11 protein-coding genes are annotated in these 17,833 nt (G+C 70.1%); 7 read left to right on the top strand and 4 right to left on the bottom strand.

From position 1 onward, the window contains the following. The first annotated feature begins 7 nt into the window (after positions 1 to 7). Together ahcY and OQ02_RS13165 are read left to right on the top strand one after the other, a co-directional pair. Positions 8 to 1,477, top strand: coding sequence for an adenosylhomocysteinase (ahcY, locus tag OQ02_RS13170; protein WP_197043313.1), 1,470 nt, complete (start codon positions 8 to 10; stop codon positions 1,475 to 1,477). Positions 1,478 to 1,599: 122 nt separating this feature from the next. Further along, a complete protein-coding gene (locus OQ02_RS13165) occupies positions 1,600 to 2,895 on the top strand; it encodes an ATP-grasp domain-containing protein (protein WP_033438646.1) in 1,296 nt (431 codons plus the stop codon). 46 nt (positions 2,896 to 2,941) lie between these two features. Here the strand turns inward: OQ02_RS13165 and OQ02_RS13160 are convergent, their stop codons facing one another. From OQ02_RS13160 to OQ02_RS13150, 3 genes are read right to left on the bottom strand one after another with little or no spacing between them, the layout of a single operon-like run. Further along, positions 2,942 to 4,123 carry an ATP-grasp domain-containing protein gene (locus OQ02_RS13160; protein WP_197043312.1) on the bottom strand — a complete coding sequence of 394 codons (1,182 nt, stop codon included), beginning with the start codon at positions 4,121 to 4,123 and terminating at the stop codon, positions 2,942 to 2,944. A 31-nt stretch (positions 4,124 to 4,154) separates the two neighbouring features. Next, a complete protein-coding gene (locus tag OQ02_RS13155; RefSeq protein ID WP_051772240.1) occupies positions 4,155 to 5,420 on the bottom strand; it encodes an MFS transporter in 1,266 nt (421 codons plus the stop codon). Continuing rightward, a complete protein-coding gene (locus OQ02_RS13150) occupies positions 5,417 to 6,628 on the bottom strand; it encodes an ATP-grasp domain-containing protein (RefSeq protein ID WP_033438645.1) in 1,212 nt (403 codons plus the stop codon). The genes OQ02_RS13155 and OQ02_RS13150 overlap by 4 nt, the downstream gene beginning before the upstream one ends. Positions 6,629 to 7,066: 438 nt before the next feature. Between OQ02_RS13150 and OQ02_RS13145 the strand changes: the two genes are divergently transcribed. The 5 genes from OQ02_RS13145 to OQ02_RS13125 all read left to right on the top strand — a co-directional run bounded on the left by OQ02_RS13145 (position 7,067) and on the right by OQ02_RS13125 (position 17,277). Beyond that, positions 7,067 to 8,191: a trypsin-like serine peptidase gene (locus tag OQ02_RS13145; RefSeq protein ID WP_156077021.1), complete on the top strand. Its 1,125-nt coding sequence runs from the start codon at positions 7,067 to 7,069 to the stop codon at positions 8,189 to 8,191. Between the two features lie 42 nt (positions 8,192 to 8,233). Further along, on the top strand, positions 8,234 to 9,637 hold the full coding sequence (locus OQ02_RS13140) for a 3' terminal RNA ribose 2'-O-methyltransferase Hen1 (protein ID WP_033438643.1): 1,404 nt from the start codon (positions 8,234 to 8,236) through the stop codon (positions 9,635 to 9,637). Beyond that, positions 9,637 to 12,126 carry a polynucleotide kinase-phosphatase gene (locus OQ02_RS13135; protein ID WP_033438642.1) on the top strand — a complete coding sequence of 830 codons (2,490 nt, stop codon included), beginning with the start codon at positions 9,637 to 9,639 and terminating at the stop codon, positions 12,124 to 12,126. The genes OQ02_RS13140 and OQ02_RS13135 overlap by 1 nt, the downstream gene beginning before the upstream one ends. Positions 12,127 to 13,454: 1,328 nt before the next feature. Then, positions 13,455 to 16,454: an AfsR/SARP family transcriptional regulator gene (locus tag OQ02_RS13130; protein ID WP_051772239.1), complete on the top strand. Its 3,000-nt coding sequence runs from the start codon at positions 13,455 to 13,457 to the stop codon at positions 16,452 to 16,454. Positions 16,455 to 16,977: 523 nt separating this feature from the next. Next, on the top strand, positions 16,978 to 17,277 hold the full coding sequence (locus OQ02_RS13125) for a helix-turn-helix domain-containing protein (RefSeq protein ID WP_051772238.1): 300 nt from the start codon (positions 16,978 to 16,980) through the stop codon (positions 17,275 to 17,277). Positions 17,278 to 17,370: 93 nt separating this feature from the next. Here OQ02_RS13125 and OQ02_RS13120 read toward each other — a convergent pair whose 3' ends face one another. Then, positions 17,371 to 17,628 carry an acyl carrier protein gene (locus OQ02_RS13120; protein WP_231499994.1) on the bottom strand — a complete coding sequence of 86 codons (258 nt, stop codon included), beginning with the start codon at positions 17,626 to 17,628 and terminating at the stop codon, positions 17,371 to 17,373. Between the last annotated feature and the right edge of the window lie 205 nt (positions 17,629 to 17,833).

The raw sequence follows: 17,833 nt of genomic DNA, 5'->3' as shown, positions 1-17,833 counted from the left end.
GAACTACGTGACGATCCAGCTGACCGCCGACAGTGGGGGCTCGGTGGCCGACTTCAAGGTCGCGGACCTGTCGTTGGCACCGTTCGGCCGGAAGGAGATCCAGCTCGCCGAGCAGGAGATGCCCGGTCTGATGGCGCTGCGCAGGGAATACGGCCCCCAGCAGCCCCTCGCGGGCAAGAAGATCGCCGGTTCGCTGCACATGACGATCCAGACCGCCGTGCTCATCGAGACGCTCGCCGCCCTCGGCGCCGACGTCCGGTGGGTGAGCTGCAACATCTTCTCGACCCAGGACCACGCCGCCGCGGCGGTCGTCGTCGGCCCCGAGGGCACCGTCGACAACCCCAAGGGCAGCTCGGTGTTCGCCTGGAAGGGCGAGACGCTGGAGGAGTACTGGTGGTGCACCGAGCAGCTGCTGACCTGGCCCGACGGCAGCGGCCCCGACTCGATCGTGGACGACGGCGGTGACGCCACGCTGCTCGTGCACATGGGCGTCGAGTACGAAGCCGCCGGCGCCGTGCCGTCGGCCGCCGAGGACGACCCCGAGGACCACAAGCTGATCCTCGAGTCGCTGCGGCGTTCGCTCGAGTCCAGCCCGACCCGGTACACCGACATGGCGAAGTCCATCATCGGCGTGACCGAGGAGACCACGAACGGCGTCAACCGGCTCTACCAGCTGCACAAGGCCGGCAAGCTGTTGTTCGCGGGCATCAACGTCAACGACTCGGTGACGAAGAGCAAGTTCGACAACAAGTACGGCATCCGCCACTCCCTGATCGACGGCATCAACCGCGCCACGGACGTGATGATCGCGGGCAAGCTCGCGGTCGTGTGCGGTTACGGCGACGTCGGCAAGGGCGCGGTCGAGTCCCTGCGCGGCCAGGGCGCCCGCGTCGTGGTCACCGAGATCGACCCGATCTGCGCGCTGCAGGCGGCGATGGACGGCCTCCAGGTCGTCGTGCTGGACGACGTGATCGCCGACGGCGACATCTTCATCACCACCACCGGCAACCGCGACATCATCATGGCCGCGGACATGGCCAAGATGAAGCACAACGCGGTCGTGGGCAACGTGGGCCACTTCGACAACGAGATCGACATGGCCGGTCTCGCCCGCGTGCCCGGCATCGAGCGCGTCGAGATCAAGCCGCAGGTCCACGAGTGGAAGTTCGCGGACGGGCACTCGATCATCGTGCTGTCCGAGGGCCGCCTGCTCAACCTGGGCAACGCCACGGGCCACCCGAGCTTCGTGATGTCCTCGTCGTTCTCGAACCAGACCATCGCGCAGATCGAGCTGCACACCAAGCGCGAGGAGTACGGCGTCGGGGTCTACATGCTCCCGAAGCACCTGGACGAGAAGGTCGCGCGGATGCACCTGAGCGCGGTCGGCGCCAAGCTGACGGCGCTCACGAAGGTCCAGGCCGAGTACCTCGGCGTGGACGCGGAAGGCCCGTACAAGCCGGACCACTACCGCTACTGACGGCTCCGCCGGTGACGAGCACCGCCACCGGCGAGCACTGCTACTGACACCACGCCGACCGGCTGTCGCCCCCGTTCTCACCGAGGGAGGCAGCCGGTCGTCCTGTGCACCGGAGGAAACGCATGTTCCACCATTCCGCGGCGGCAGCCACCGGGGACCGGTACCTCCTGGTCCTCGGTGCGGACATCCTGTTACGCGAACGCGCGATCGTCTCCGCGTTGCGCACCTACCCCGGGCCCGTGCTGGGAATGAGCGCGTCTCCCGCGGCCAGTCAGCTGAACCGGTTCTTCGACCACGTCCTCGAAGCGGATTACTACAACGCGGAAGAGGCGCTGGAAGCGGTTCGCGAGTTCGAGCAGCGGACCGGGCTGCGACCCCAGGCCGTGGCGCCGATCATCGAGATGTGCGTGCACGTCTCGGTCGCCATCTCCAAGCACTACGGGCTGCGCACGCTGTCCGACGAGGCGCTGGCCCGTTCGCGGGACAAGCACACCATGAAGGTGGCGTTCGAGAACGCCGGTGTGCCGTGCGCGAAGCACCGGTTGTTCTCCACCCTGGACGAGTTGCGGTCCGGCGCGGCCGAGCTGACGTTCCCCCTCGTGCTCAAGCCGCGCGACTTCGCCGGCAACGTCGGCACGATCAAGGTCGACCACCCCGACGAGCTGCCCGCCGCGTTCGACTACTGCCGCGACTCGCTGCTGGAGATCGCGCCGATCTACGACTTCTCCGACGGCCGCTTCCAGGCCGAGGAGTTCGTGGACGCCACCCACGAGGTGTCCGTGGAGGTGGCGAACTGGGACGACCACCGCGCGGTGCTCGCGGTGACCGACAAGTCCAAGGCCGGCGCGCCGTACTTCACCGAGCGCGGGCAGCTCGTGCCCAGCCAGGACAGCGACGACGAAGCGCTGCGGCAGGTGGCCCTGGACGCGTGCGCGGCGCTGGACATCACCCGCGGCCTGGCGCACGTCGAGGTGCTGGTGAACGGTGACCGGCTGAGCGTGGTCGAGGTCGCGGCGCGGCCCGGTGGCGACGGGATCATGGACCTGATCGACCGCGTGTACGGGTACAGCCCGTACGACGTGCACTACGCGTCCTACCTGCGGCCGTTCGACGGTTTCCCGGAGTTCCCGCGCACCGCGCGCGGTGTCGGCGCCACCGCGTTCCTCAACGCGCCCCCCGGCACGATCAGCGAGGTGCGTCCGGTGGAAGGGTTGTCCCGGGACGAGCTGGGGCTCTACATCACCGCCAAGGTCGGCGACACGTCCCGCCCGACCACGTCCTACCTCGCGCGCGAAGGCGTGCTGGAGGTGTTCAAGGCCGAGCCGACCGAGGACGAGGCCAAGCTGTTCCGGTCCTATGTGGACGACCTGGCGGCGCGGCACACCGACGAGTTGTTCACGGTGACGCCGACGGAGTAGGCCGTCGGGTGCGCGGCGGTGGTACGCACCGCCGCGCACCCGGACGTCAGCGCGTCTCCACCACGAGGGTCCGGCGGACCTCGGCCAGCGCGGCCTCCAGTTCGGCCCGGTCGCCGGCGGCCAGCAGCACCTGGCCGACCCGCTGGTTGGACGAGCGCGCGGGTTCGATCACGGAGTCGACGGCCACGCTGAGGCCCGCTTCCACGACGGCCTTGTGCTCGCGCACCGCTTCCAGGCCGTGGACCGCGGTGACCGTGCCGGCCGTGGCCAGCGGCAGGTAGCTCGCCGCGTACCGGATCGGCCCGCTCGGGGCCGCCGGCAGCTCGCGGCCGAGCGCGACGCGCGCCACCAGCTCGAACCAGTCCAGGCCGTAGGTCAGGCCCAGCAGCTCCATCAGGTGGTCGCCGGGGGTGCGGACGGCGATCTCCATCAGCACCGGACCGGCGTCGGTGAGCCGGAACTCCAGGTGCACCAGGCCGCTGCGCATCCCCGTCGCCGCCAGCACGTCCGCGCCGAACCGGTCTACCCCGGCCCGCACGTCGTCGGTGATGTCGGCGGCCGACCGGTGCGCGACCTCGATGAAGTTCGGCGGGCCGGTGGTCTCCTTCGCGGTGACGTTGGCGAACCACACCGCGCCGTCGACGACCAGCGCCTCCCAGCTGTACTCGGGTCCTTCGACCGCACGCTCGACCAGCAGCCGGCCCTCACCCGCGCGCCGCGCCGCCACCTCCGCGAACGCCGCCGCGTCCGGCACCAGCTCGACGCCCATGCTGCCCGCCATGGACAGCGGCTTGACCACCACCGGCAGCCGCTCCAGCGCCCACTCGGACGCGCCGGCCAGGTCGTCCACGACGAGGTAGTCCGGCTGGGCGATGCCCGCCGCCGCGAACCGGCCGCGCTGGAGCGCCTTGTTGCGCGAGATCACGCCCGCCCGCAGCGACGGACCCGGAACACCCAGCTCCTCCTGGACCATCGACGCGGCGAGGACCTGCGGCTCGCTGAACGCGATCACGCCGTCCGGCCGTTCGGCGGCCACGGCGGCGAACGCGCCCTCGGCCCACAGTTCGTCGGAAGCGCCGCGGGTGACGATCAGGCGGTCCACGAGCCCCGCGATCGACTCCGCCTTCTGCGCCGTCTCCACGGCCACGACCCTGGCGCCCAGCGCACGTCCGGCCGCCAGGTACGGCAGCCCCATGCGCCCGACACCCACCAACAACAGCGTCTGCACGCCGCCTACCCCCAGTTCTCGAAACGATCCGTCAGTTGTGCGCCATCGCCGGCGCGTCCGCACGTCGCGAGATCAGCGACACGGCGAAGCCCGTCAGCACGAACGCGGCGCCGAGGCCGAGCCAGCCGACCGGCCCCACGTCGATCACGGCGAAGGTGATCAGCGCGGGCCCCACCACGCTCGACCCCGTCAGGCCCAGGTGGTACACCGAGAGGTACGTCGACCGGCGGTGTTCCGGGCTCAGCGCGTAGGAGATGCCCCACGCGCCGATGGACTGCCAGATCTCGCCCAGCGTCATGGCGATCACGGCGGCCAGCACGAGCACGACCGCCCACGTCGCGCCGACGTTCGGGGTGAACGCGACGAGCGCGCAGCACGCGCCCAGGAGCCACCCCGCCCACAACTGCCGGCGGGCCGACGGGCGCAGACCTTCGACACCGCGGCTCAAGGGCACCTGGAGCAGGATCACCATCACCGTGTTGACCACGACGACCACGCCGACCACCGCCAACGGGGTCGACGTCCGCGTGCTGATCCACAGCGGCAGGCCGACGGTCAGCAGGATCGAGTGCAGGTACAGGATGCCGTTGAGCCCGGTGAGCACGAGGAACCTCAGGTCGCGCACCTTGGCGACGGCGGCCGTCGCGGGGGTCTTCCCGTCCTCGCCGACCGGCGCGGCGCCGACCAGCGGCAGTCTCGCGAGCATGACGGCCGCGGCGAAGAACGTCAGCGCGTCGGCGAGGACCAGGGCCGTGTAGAAGCGCGGATCCCCGGCGGCGACGGCAGCCGTGGCGAGGAGGGCGCCGCCGGTGAAGCCCACGTTGCGGACCGAGCCGATCACCGCCATCGTGCGCACCCGGCGGTCACCGGTGGAGATGGTGCCGACCAGTGACTGCGTGATGGGCCCGCTGCTCCACTCGGCGAAACCGACCAGGAACGCGACCACGTAGAACAGGACCGGGTTGTCGGCGAACGGGTAGAGCACGAAGCACGCGCCACGCCAGCCGTACAACGCGACCAGGCCGCGCTTGGGTCCGATCCGGTCCGCGAGCCGACCGATGATCGGCGTGCCCAGCAGGCCCGCGATGCCCGAGATGGTGAGGCCGATGCCGACCTGGCCGGTGCTCAGGTCCAGCACCTTGGTGAAGAACAGCGCCGAGCCCGCGATGAACAGCCCGGTGCCGAGCGAGTCGATGAACGACGCGCCGACCAGCCAGCGCGCGCCGCGCCCCTCGGGGAGCAACGCCCGTGCGCGGGCACGCAGACCGCGCGCGGACGGCGAGTCGGTGGCCGTCACGCCTCGGTCTCCGGCATGGCGGGCCCGACCTTGACCGCGGCGAACATCTCGGCCATCAGCCGGGCCATGTCGTCGCTGCCCGCCGGACCCGTCACGCCGGCCAGGGGAACGTGCGCGTCGGCGTAGGTGATCGTCTGCGACACCGGCTCGTCCTCGGGGCGCTGCACCCAGCGCCACACCAGCGGGTGGTCCGCGAACTCCTCGGTGCCGGACACGCGGCAGTGCGTCGTGCCGAGCAGGTGGCCGGGCCAGACGAACCAGCCGTACCTCGCGTCCGGCGCCGGCACGCGGTGCGGGATGTGGGCGCTCGCGCCTTCCACCAGCAGCCGCAACTGGGCCGACGGGAGTCGCACGCCGGTCGCCAACTCGAAGGTGTCCACCACGTCCGCGCCGCCGAACCTCGCGCCGACCTCCAGGAACACCAGGCCGTCCGGCCCTTCGATGGCCTCCAGGTGGAACGGGCCGGTGGCGATGTTGACCGCGGCGAGGCAGCGCAGCACCCAGTCCACGACGTCGGGATCGGTGTCGATCTGCACCGAGCCGAGCGGTTCCCCTTCGGCGTAGGCGAGGCAGGTGTTCACGTACCGGCTCACCATCACGGTGACGGCCGCGCCGTCGGCGACCAGACCGTCCACGTGGATGATCGGACCCTCGACGAACTCCTCGATCTCGTACTCGGCCGCGTCGACCCCCATGCCGCGCGCGGCTTCCAGCGCACCCTTGACGCTCGGGTGGCGGGTGACGCCTTCGCTGGACGCGCCGGAAAGCGGCTTGAGCACGGTCGCGCCCGACCACGGCACCTCGTCGGGGGCGGCCAGCGCGGCCGTCAACCCCAGGAAGTACGGCACGCGCAACCCCCGCGCGGCGACGGCGGCCTTCATGGCCACCTTGTCCCGGTAGGGCAGCACCTCGGCCTCGTCCGGACCGGGAACGCCGAGCGCTTGCCGCACCCGGGCCGCCGTCAGCAGGTCGTACTCGGACAGCGCGATCACCACGTCGGGCGCGGGTTCACCGGCGAGCGCGGCGATGATCTCCTCGTGCGCCGGCCCCGTGCCGGGGCGGCTGAGACGACGTGCCGGCACGTCGGCCGGCATCGTCTCCACGCGGTCGGGCGCACCGATGTAGGTGACCTCGTGCGCGTGGTGGTCGATGCTCTCCGCATACCGGACCAGGGTGTCCGGAACGCGGTGCAGGACTAAAATTCGCATGGATATCTTCCGGTCGCCGGTGCAGCACGTGCAATGCCGCGCCGAACGGCGCGGCGAGGCACGATCGAGGGTAGTCCACGGTCGGATGTGCCACTGTGGGCCAAACGGTGCAGCGGTACTCCGGTGCCGTGTGGCCTCTCATTGTCTCCTGTTATCCGCCAATTTATCAGCGAATTGCCCGATCGCGCCGAACCATTTCGCAGGTTGCCGGAGCAGGTGCGATATGACGCTTGTCACCGGATATCGCCGGCCCACCATTGACCTGCGCGGCTTCCGTCCCAACGCACCAGCCCACTGCGCCGGGCAGCGGAACGGCTCTGCGGTCCCGCGGAGGTTCACGGCGGGACAAGGCCGCTGAAAGCATTCAGCGCCGTACCCGGCGACGGGCGTCGGGGCGATGTCCTGTGGGGGACGGAAATGCGTCGAAGAGTGCTGTCCTTGAGCCTTGCCGCGGTGGTGGTGGCGATGTCGGCCGCCGTGAGCGGTGGCGTCGCGGTCGGGCAGGGTGAAGTGCGGGAAGACCTGGTGGTCAACGGGGAGCGCGTGCAGCCGCCGAGCGGGTGGCAGGCGCCGCGGAAGATCGAGTTCGGGGAGCCGAGGGCGCACGGCGGCGCGCACGTCCAGTCCTCGATCCGGAGTTGGAGCACCGAGGACCAGATCGCGTACCTGGAATCGCTCGACCAGCCGCCGCTGACGGCGCAGGTGCCGGCGCGAGGGCCGGTGCCGGACAAGGCGGTCGACGAGCGTGTGGTCGACGAGCGGGTGGACGTCGACAGGGGCGTGGAGATCACCGTGCCGCCGGTCGTCGGCACGGCAACCGGCGTGGCAGCCTCCACGGCGGACGGCACCATCCGACCCGCCGCGCTGACCTACGACGGCACGACCCCGTCGTCCGCGGTGGGCAAGCTGTTCATGCTCGAAGGGGACACGGTCAGGTCCCTGTGCTCGGCCGCGGTCGTGGTGGCCAACAACAGGTCCACGGTGATGACGGCCGCCCACTGCCTGGACACCCCGGGCATCGACGCGGTCGCCTTCGTACCGCGGTACGACTACGGCACGGCGCCGCTGGGTGTGTGGTGGCTCGCCGCCGCCTTCACGTCGTCCTGCTACACCGACGTGGAGACCGCCTGCGACTGGGCGTTCGGCGTGGCGCACTTCAACAACGGTGTGCCGATCCAGGACGTGACGGGCGCCAACGGCATCTCGTTCGGCTACGAGAACGTGTGGCAGGTGGAGATGCACCTGTACGGGTACCCGGCCCGACCGACCTGGGTGGGCCTGGGCGGCGAGTACCAGGTCCGGTGCGCCGACCTGGTCGACACCGTCCAGGTGTGGCAGAACCGCTACCACTACTCGGACTGCCTGATGGGTCCGGGCGCCAGCGGCGGCCCGTGGTTGGCGGCCTTCGACTCGACCACGCGGCTCGGCATCATCGGCGGCATCAACTCGTTCATGTTCTGCCCGGACCCGAGCTGTGAGAACCCGGACACCGGCATCCACACGAGCCGGCTGCGGAGCCACACCGCGTCCGACTACGCGTCGGTGCAGAACCTCTACCCGTAATTCGGCAGCGGGAGCGGCACGCGGTCGTCCACACTCGACCGCGTGCTGCTCACCCTGACCACGACCCACCGCCCCGCCACCGACCTCAGCCACCTCCTGCACAAGCATCCCGAGCGCGCGCAGTCGTTCACCACGTCCTCCGGTACCGCCCACGTCTTCTACCCGCGGGCGGACGAGGAGGAGTGCACGGTGGCGCTCCTGCTGGAGGTCGACCCGGTCGCCCTGGTGCGCGGGCCGGGCAGCACGCTGACGCAATACGTCAACGACCGCCCGTACGTCGCCGGATCGCTGCTGACCGTCGCCCTCGGCTCGGTCTTCCGCACCGCGATGAACGGCCGCAGCAAGTCGCGCGGGGACGTTGCCGCCACACCGATCCCGTTGACGGTCCGCGTCCCGGTCCTGCCGCACCGCCTGGTGGAACGCCTCTTCACGCCGCTGGGCTGGACCACCCACATCACCCCCATCCCGCTCGGCGACGGCAACGGTGGCGATGGCGACGGCGACGGTGGTGACGACGACTCGCGGTACGCCGACGTGACCCTCACCGGCACCCTCACCCTGTCCGACGCCTTGAAGCACCTCTACGTCCTGCTCCCCGTCCTCGACGGCAACAAGCACTACTGGGTCGCCGAAGACGAGGTCGACAAGCTGCTGCGCGCGGGGGAGGGGTGGCTCGGTGCGCACCCGGACCGCGAGCTGATCACCACCCGGTACCTGATGCGCCGGCGCCCGCTGGTGCAGTCCGCGCTGTCCCGCTTGGCCGACGTGGAGGAGGTCGAGCCGGAGGAGCTGGACAACGCGCTCACCGAACCCAGGATCTCACTGGCCGTGCAGCGCCGGGAGGCGATCGTCGACCAGCTCAGGCAGGCCGGCGCGCGCACGGTCCTGGACCTCGGCTGCGGTGACGGCGCGTTGCTGCGTGCTCTCCTCGAACACCCGGAGTTCACCGGTGTCCAGGGCGTGGACGTGTCCGCGCGCGCCCTCGCCATCGCCGCGCGGAAGCTCAGGCTGGACAGGATGTCGGACCGACAGCGCGATCGGCTCACGCTGCGCCAGTCCTCGCTGACCTACGCCGACCCGGAGCTGAAGGGGTACGACGCCGCCGTGCTGATGGAGGTCGTGGAACACCTCGACCCGGACCGCCTGCCCGCGTTGGAGCACTCCGTGTTCGTCGTCGCGCGCCCGCGCACGGTCCTGGTCAGCACCCCGAACGTCGAGTACAACGCGCTGTTCGAGACGTTGCCGGCAGGGCAGCACCGGCACTCGGATCACCGGTTCGAGTGGACCAGGGCCGAGTTCGAGGAGTGGACGACGGGCGTCGCGGCCAGGCACGGCTACACCGTGACCCACCTGCCGATCGGGCCGGTGGACGCCGAACGCGGCGCGCCGACGCAGCTCGCCGCGTTCAGCCTGGTCGAGCAGGACCGCACGGGGGAGGACAACTGATGGAGCTCAAGATCCCGGACCTGTGCCTGGTGGTCCTGGTCGGCGCGTCCGGCTCGGGCAAGTCCACGTTCGCGCGCAAGCACTTCCTACCCACCCAGGTCCTGTCCAGCGACTACTTCCGCGGGCTGGTCGCCGACGACGAGAACGACCAGTCGGCGTCCGCCGCCGCGTTCGAGGTGCTGCACTTCGTGGCGGGCAAGCGGTTGGACGCGGGCCGGACCACCGTGATCGACGCGACGAACGTGCAGCGGGCCGACCGCGCGCACCTGGTCGAGCTGGCCCGCGAGCACAACGTGCTGCCGGTCGCCATCGTGCTCGACACGTCGGAGGAGGTCTGCCTGGAGCGCAACGCCACCCGCCCGGACCGCGACTTCGGCGCGCACGTCGTGCGGCGGCACCGGATGGCGTTGCGGAAGTCGTTGAGGTTCCTCGGCAAGGAGGGCTTCAAGCGGGTGCACGTGCTGCGCGCACAGTCCGAAGTGGACGAAGCGGTCATCGTGCCGGAGAAGCTGCTCAACGACCTGCGCCACGAGACCGGACCGTTCGACGTGATCGGCGACGTGCACGGGTGCCGCGCCGAGCTGGAGGACCTGCTCGTCAAGCTCGGCTACGCGCTGGTGCGCGACGCGGAGGGACGTCCGGTGGACGCCGTTCCGCCCGAGGGCCGGCGCGCGGCGTTCGTCGGCGACCTCGTCGACCGCGGCCCCGACACGCCCGGTGTGCTGCGCCTCGTCATGGGCATGGTCGAGGCCGGGCACGCGTTCGCCGTGTGCGGTAACCACGAGCAGAAGCTGGTGCGCGCGCTGCGCGGCCGGAACGTGCAGGTCAAGCACGGTCTGGCCGAGTCGCTGGCGCAGCTCGCGGCCGAGCCGGAGGAGTTCCGCGCGCGGGTCGAGCGGTTCTGCGACGGCCTGATCGCGCACTACGTGCTCGACGCCGGCAACCTGGTGATCGCGCACGCCGGCCTGCCGGAGCGCTTCCACGGCCGCGCGTCGGCGCGGGTGCGCAGCTTCGCGCTCTACGGCGACACCACCGGCGAGACCGACGAGTACGGCCTGCCGGTGCGCTACCCGTGGGCGACCGAGTACCGGGGCAAGGCGACCGTCCTCTACGGGCACACGCCGATGCCGGAGGTGGAGTGGGTCAACAACACCATGTGCCTGGACACGGGTGTGGTGTTCGGCGGCAGGCTGACCGCGATGCGCTACCCGGAGCGCGAGGTCGTCTCGGTCGACGCGCACGAGACCTGGTACGAGCCGGTGCGCCCGCTCGTCGTGCCGGAAGCGGAACGTGAGCCGGACGTGCTCGCCCTGTCCGACGTCACCGGCAACCGGTTCGTGGAGACGGCGCACCGGGGCCGGATCGGCGTGCGCCCCGAGCAGGCCGCGTCCGCGCTGGAGGTGATGAGCCGCTTCGCGATCGACCCGCACGCGCTGCTGTACCTGCCGCCGACGATGGCGCCCACGGCGACCTCGCGGCGTGAGGACGTGCTGGAGCACCCGGAGGACGCCTTCGCGGACTACCGGAACGTGGGCGTGCGCGAGGTGATCTGCGAGGAGAAGCACATGGGCTCGCGCGCGGTCGTCCTGGTGCGCAGGGACGACGGCGGTGTGATCCACACGCGCACCGGCCGCGCCTTCTTCGACGCGCCGTTGGCCGACGAACTGCTGGCGCGCGTCCGCGAGGAGGTGACCAAGGCCGGTCTGTGGGAGGAGTTCGACACCGACTGGCTGCTGTTCGACGCGGAGCTGCTGCCGTGGAACGCCAAGGCGGCCGGGCTGATCAAGGAGCAGTACGCCTCGGTCGGCGCGGCGGCCACGGGTGCGCTCGGCCCGGCGGTCGACGTGCTGGCGCAGACCGCGGGGCGTGGCATCGACGTCACGGATCTCCTGCGTCGCACCGAAAGCAGGCTGGCGAACGCGATCGGCTACCGCGACGCCTACCGGCGGTACTGCCGGCCGACCGACGGGCTGGCGGGCGTCACGATCGCGCCGTTCCAGCTGCTCGCCGCACGCGGCCGGACGTTCCACGACCGCGACCACCGGTGGCACCTCGACGTGCTCGGGCGGCTCCAGGGCGACCTGTTCACCCGCACGCGGCACCTGGTGGTCGACACCACCGACGACGAGCAGGTCGCGGCGGGCATCCGCTGGTGGGAGGACCTGACGGCGGACGGCGGCGAGGGCATGGTCGTCAAGCCGCTGGCCAACCTGGTGCGCGGTGAGCGCGGCCTGGTGCAGCCGGGCGTGAAGGTGCGCGGGCGCGAGTACCTGCGGATCATCTACGGCCCGGACTACACCGAGCCGGAGAACCTGGAGCGCCTGCGCAAGCGTGGTCTCGGCGCGAAGCGCTCGCTCGCGATCCGCGAGTACGCGCTGGGCCTGGAGGCGTTGGAGCGCGTTGCCCGCGACGAGCCCTTGTGGCGGGTGCACGAGTGCGTGTTCGCCGTGCTCGCGCTGGAGTCCGAGCCGGTCGACCCGAGGCTGTAGCGCGGTGACCCGGTCACCGCACCCGGCCAGGGGGGGGCGGAACCGCTGGTGTCCGGTGTTCACCGGACACCAGCGGAATCGCTGATCTCATAACGTGACGATCAGCTGTGGCATCGGGCACGGGTCCCGCCGACAAGGCGGCAGGCCGCGTGGGCGCAACCCCGCGGAGCACGTGCTGTGACCACCCGGTGCATGCCTGCTCCCAGGCGAGCCGATCGGTTGTCGATCGTGTGTTGCGCGACGGGTTGTCGACGAATCCCATGACGTGTCGCCTTCCTCGGACCTGCAAATCCTGGATCGAAGCGGGCTCTATTCATCGACCCCTCGGTCGGAAGTGTGAATGTGAAGATATTCGGACGTGATTCGCTTGCCGGGGAGGCGGGCAGGGTGAAAGGCGTTCTGATGTTTGTCGGGGGCGACCAGCGGGAACGTCGTGCGCGCGACGGTGCCCGCCGGTCGTGGCGACGCCGTGCGGGTGTGCTTGGTGACCAGTTTGTCCGGTATGGGTAGGAGCGGCCCGTCCGCCGCCTGAACCGGACGAGTACGCCGACGCCTGCGCTGCGCATCCTCGGTCGATGCCCTCGGAGAGTTCGGGGATGCGAAGCTGCTTGGCGAGGACGTACCTCGCGGGTGGTCGAGTGTGTGGGGTCGCGGTCGCTCTCCGGTCACCCGCGAGGCAGTCGAGGTGACCGGGGGTTCGCGCGTACTCGCTCCGGCGCTGGAGGTGGAGGTGGACGGGCTCGTCGCGGTGCGGGCACGTGGTCGCGGCGGGGCGCCCGGCGTGCGGCGGCGCCCACGCGGGACGCGCGCGGATCGATCGTTCGTGGGTGTGAAGTGCGCGTTGGCTGCCGTTCGTGGGTGTGAAGTGCGCGTTGGCTGCTGAGAGGTCTCGTGCTGGACTCGGTGCAGGTGGCTGTACGTGTTCGACGGCACAGGTGGCGAGAGTCGGGAGGTCACCTTGCGGAGTCGGTGGTCGAGGTTCGCGCCCGGTGCGCGCGGATGTCCATTTTGGATGATGACGTGCGCCCGGAAACGAGGATCACGCCTGCGATCTCGCCGGATACACTTTTGGGGCGCCAATCACGGCCGTCGTGATCGGTGAGGTTGCGGTGTGCCGGAGATTCCGACCCGCGAGTAGGCCCACGGCCGGAAGACTACGCTCGGTGCATACTTCGCCGACCTGTTGACGTGCCTCGCGCGTAAGGTGTCGGCGGCCAAGGTATTTCATTATGTTCCCGGCATTACGACAGTTGACGCAGGGTTTACTTGGGTTTACGGTGGCGCATTGATACGAATTGCATATGACGCTTCATGGCGCTGGGGGTGGCGTGAGGCTCGACGTTTTCGGCCGGGTGCGACTGCTGGGTGACGACGGTCGTGAGATCGGGGTTGCCCGGGGCAAGATGACGGTGCTGCTGCTGGTTCTCGCAGCCAGCAGGGGGCAGATCGTCACCTTGAACAGGCTGGTCCAGGCGTTGTGGGGCGACATGCCACCACGGACGAGCATCGCGAGCCTGCACAACTACGTCTCCGCGCTCCGAGGTGTGCTCGCGCAAGCCTCTCCGGGTGGTCAGCACCGGCTTCGCTCGGCCTCGCAGGGGTATCAGCTCGACCTGGAACCGCACGAGTGCGACCTCGTCGAGTTCAAGCAGCTCGCCGCGGAGGGGCAGGCCGCTGCCCGGCAAGGGGATCAGGAAACCGCGGTCCTGTTGCTGCGCAGCGCGTTGAAGCTCTGGCCGGGTGACGGCTCTTTGGGCGGTGGCCAGGCGGCGTCCAGTGCGCTGGTGGACGAAATGGCGCAGCGCTGGGCGCACGCCGCGGTCACCGTCCACGAGGACTGCCTGGCAGCGGAGATCGAACTCGGCCGGCACGGGGACGTGGTCATGGAGCTGCGCGAGCTGGTCGCCCGCTATCCCTTGCGGGAGCAGCTGCGGGTGCTGCTGATGCGTGCGCTGTGGACGTCCGGCGAACGGGCCGAGGCCTTGGCGGTGTACGACGAGGCCCGGCGCACGCTCGTGGACGAACTCGGCCTGGAGCCCGGTCCCGAGCTGACCGTGTTGCAGGGCCAGATCCTGGCCGGTGACCCGCCACGGCGCCCGGTCGTCGGCGCGGCGACGACCGATCCGCCGCGCCAGCTGCCGATGGCGGTGGCGGACTTCGTCGGCCGCGACGGCGTCATCCGACGGCTGACCGGCTTGTTCGACGACAGCCGCTCGGTCGTGACGGTGTGCGTGAGCGGGCAGCCAGGCGTCGGCAAAACAGCGCTTGTCGTCCATATCGGACATATGGTGGCCAGCCAGTTCCCCGACGGGCAGCTGTACGTGAACCTCGGCGGCGCGGAAGGCGTCAGGACGACGGGGGAGATCCTGGGTGAGATGCTGCGCGCGCTCGGCGTCCCCGATACCACGATCCCCGACGACCCCGGGCAACGAGCTGCGGAATACCGCAGCAGGCTCGCGGGCCGGCGTGTGCTGGTCGTGCTCGACGACGCGGTGGACGAGGAACAGGTGCGGCCGTTGTTGCCCGGCACCGGCGGCACCGCTGTGCTGGTGTCGAGCCGCAGGATGCTCGCCGGGCTCAGCTCCGCGACGGCCGTCCAGCTCGGCCCGCTGACCGAAGCCGAGGCGTGGACGTTGTTCGGCACGATCCTGGGTGCCGAGCGGGTCGGCCGGGAACCGGGATCCGCGCGGGAGCTGGTCGACCTGTGCGGACGCCTGCCGCTCGCCATCCGGGTCGTCGCCTCCCGGCTGGCGACCCGCCCGCACTGGTCGATGTCGGCGCTCGCCGCGCGGATGAGCGACCAGCACCAGCTGCTGGACGAGCTGACCATCGGTGAGCTCGACGTCCGGGCCGGCCTGGCCGTCTCCCACGGCGGCCTCGGTGAACTCGAACGGGTCGTGTTCCGCCGGTTCGCCCTGTCCCCGACCGACACCCTCGCCCCCTGGGCGCTGGCCGCGCTCGGCGGTGACGTCGATCCGGACCGGTCGACCGACCGCGTGATCCACCAGTTGCTGACCAGTCACCTCATCGAGCCCGTCGCCGGCCGGTACGAGCGGTACACCATGCACGACGTGGTCCGTGCCTTCGCCCTCGAACAACTGTCCCGAACCGACGGGGCGGTCACCGACCTCGCATCGCCCGCCCGCGCGGCGTTCCGACGGTTGTTCGGCTCGCTGCACTCGCTTGTCCGGCTCGCCCACCAGCACGTGCCGCCGCCACCGGGCTGGCTGGCGCCGCGGCCGGCCGGCCCGGAGGTCGACCTGCCCGCCGACGTGTGCGACTTCGTCCGGCAGGACCCACTTCGCTGGTACAGCGCGGAGATCTACACCCTGATGGCTGTGCTGCCGAAGGCCGCGGAGCTGGGCTGGTACCGCGAGGCGCTCGACGCGACCGAGCGGTTGAGCGGCTTTCTGTCGATCAGGCACCGGATGGCGGAGATCGAGCAGCTGGCCTCCGCGGTGGCCGCCGCCTGTGGCGACGACCTGTGGGCGAGGGCACGGGCCGGCTTCAGCCTGGCCCAGGTCTGGGTGCGGGCCGGCCGGTTCGCCGACGCCGCCGACGTCCTCACCCGGAGTCGCGACGTGTTCGAGGCGGCCTGCGACATGCCGGCGCTGACCAGCAGCCTGGTGTTGCTCAGCTTCTGCCGAGGGCAGCAAGGTGATCTCGCAGCGGCGGAGACGCTGGCGCGCAGGGCGGTGCGGGCCGGTCGCGGCACGGACGAGCCGCGCGCCACGATCCGGGCACTGCGGCAGCTCGGTCACGTGCTGGCCAGTCGCGGCGACGCCGCCGAAGCGGTCCTGGAACTCCGCCGTGCGGTCACACTCGCGGAACAGTCCAAGGAGGTCGACTTGCACGCGGTCGTGCTGAGCAGCCTGTCCACGGCGTTGATCGAGCTGGGCGCGATCGACCAGGGAGGCGAGTCGTGCCGCCGCGCGATCGAACTCCTGGACCGGCTTGATCAACCGATCGCGTCGGCCTATCTGCGGATATCGCTCGGTCGGGTCCACGAGATGCTTGGCGAGACCAAGGAGTCGGTCGAGTTGACGGAGCAGGCGTGGGAGGCGTTCCGGCCGGTCGACGGTGCCGAGCCGGGCGTGCACGCCGAGCACCGGAAGGCGATGGATGCGCTGCACGTCCGGGGTGTGGCCGCGTCCGTGGCGGTGCGGCGGCTGGCCGACGCCGCGGGCGAGGAGCTGGGTGTTTTCGGCCGCGCGTGGGAACTGGACGTCATCCTGGCGGCCCGCCGCCGGCAACCTGGAACCGCTTCAGCGTGGACCAATGATCGATCCATTAGGGGATTGTTAGGGGGCCTGGGCAGACTGGGTTGATCGCATCCGGGAGCAGGTGGTCTGGGGTGACATGTGCGTATCGATGTGCTGATGCAGAGTTCTGCGTGCGGCGGTCCGTCCGCCGAATTTAGTATTTCGAAGTAGCTCACCGGGCTGAGTCGTTCGGCCATCCACGCAGGTTCAACGGGGGGTTGCGGAATGTCTTGTTCGCGGGCGCGTGCACGACCGGGGCGATGACCGGGTAAGACCGGTGATCGATGGCGTGACACGTGGTTCCGGACACCGGCGGCGGGAGTCGCCGGGCACGGAGGGAAGACCGAAGTACCTGGACCTGGTCGCGTCGGCGCCGCGACGAGGCCTGCCGGTGCGCGAATCGTGGGGAATCGCACGCCGGAACGGACATGACGGCCCACGTCCAAGGTCTGCGCGGGTCGGCGAGGAATTCCACTGTAGGTCGTTGACGCATCGTGAATGGCGTCAGGGAAAGGACCGTCGCGGCAGCGGATCCACGTTATCCAGGGGGCGGATCCAATGCGCGTAGTTCCAAGCCAGGGAGGCTGTCATGCATGAGCGTGAATTAAGGGCATTTGTCCTGATCGCCGATATCGGGCGGATGGACATGGCCGCGAAGAAGCTCGGTTACTCGCAGCCCGCGATCAGCTACCACATCAAGTGCCTTGAGCAGGCACTTCGGATGAAACTGCTGGTCCGCAATCCCACGGGCGCACAGCTGACGTCCGAGGGAAGAATGATATTGCCGTCGGTGCGCGCGGTGCTGATGTTGCTCGACAACATCAAGGACGTCTCGCACCGGACCGTGGCCGCGTCGGCTGCCCTGCCGCAGGTGGCCGGGATCAAGTGAAGCGGACCCGCTAGACCGGTGCGGCCCCGAGGTGAACCACCACCTCGGGGCCGCACCTGTTTGCCGTCCGGGTCAGCCGGTCACGCCGGACGCTCAGCGGGCGTTGACAGCTTCGGTCACCACTTCGTAGACACCGGCGAGGTTGACCATCCGGGTCAGCTCGGTCTGGTTGATCACCACACCGAAGGCCTTCTCCAGGGAGGCGAGGATCTCGATCGCCCGCAGGGAGTCCGCGTCGTGGTCCTCGCTGAACAGGCTGGTTGCCGTGACCTCGTCCTCCTCCAGTTCGAGGATCTCGCAGACGATCTCCTTGATACGAGCCATGCGTGCGGTGTCGATGGCGGTTGTCACCTCGGGCCACTCCTTCATGCGTGCGTTCCCGGCTCCTACCGGCGATTGCCCCACCTGTCCTAGTGGAATTCGCCGCCGGGCCACAAGCAGGCTTCAAGTTCTTGAGTACACCGCTCATCAGGCGAATGCAGGTTTAGCAGAACCCAGCAGGCGCAACAACCTCGCATCCACATTGTCGAAGCGCACTGGCCCGCCGCCGCCGGAT

It is taken from the genome of Saccharothrix sp. NRRL B-16314 (assembly GCF_000716595.1).
GTDB lineage: Bacteria > Actinomycetota > Actinomycetes > Mycobacteriales > Pseudonocardiaceae > Actinosynnema.
Note: the sequence above shows the minus strand (reverse complement) of the source record. Positions and strands in the feature narration are given on the sequence as shown.

What these genes read in the sequence shown, in the direction of transcription:
- OQ02_RS13150 (WP_033438645.1), bottom strand. Translation starts at nt 6,628, where the DNA reads ATGCGAATTTTAGTCCTGCACCGCGTTCCGGACACCCTGGTCCGGTAT.
- OQ02_RS13165 (WP_033438646.1), top strand. Translation starts at nt 1,600, where the DNA reads ATGTTCCACCATTCCGCGGCGGCAGCCACCGGGGACCGGTACCTCCTG.
- OQ02_RS13125 (WP_051772238.1), top strand. Translation starts at nt 16,978, where the DNA reads ATGCATGAGCGTGAATTAAGGGCATTTGTCCTGATCGCCGATATCGGG.
- OQ02_RS13135 (WP_033438642.1), top strand. Translation starts at nt 9,637, where the DNA reads ATGGAGCTCAAGATCCCGGACCTGTGCCTGGTGGTCCTGGTCGGCGCG.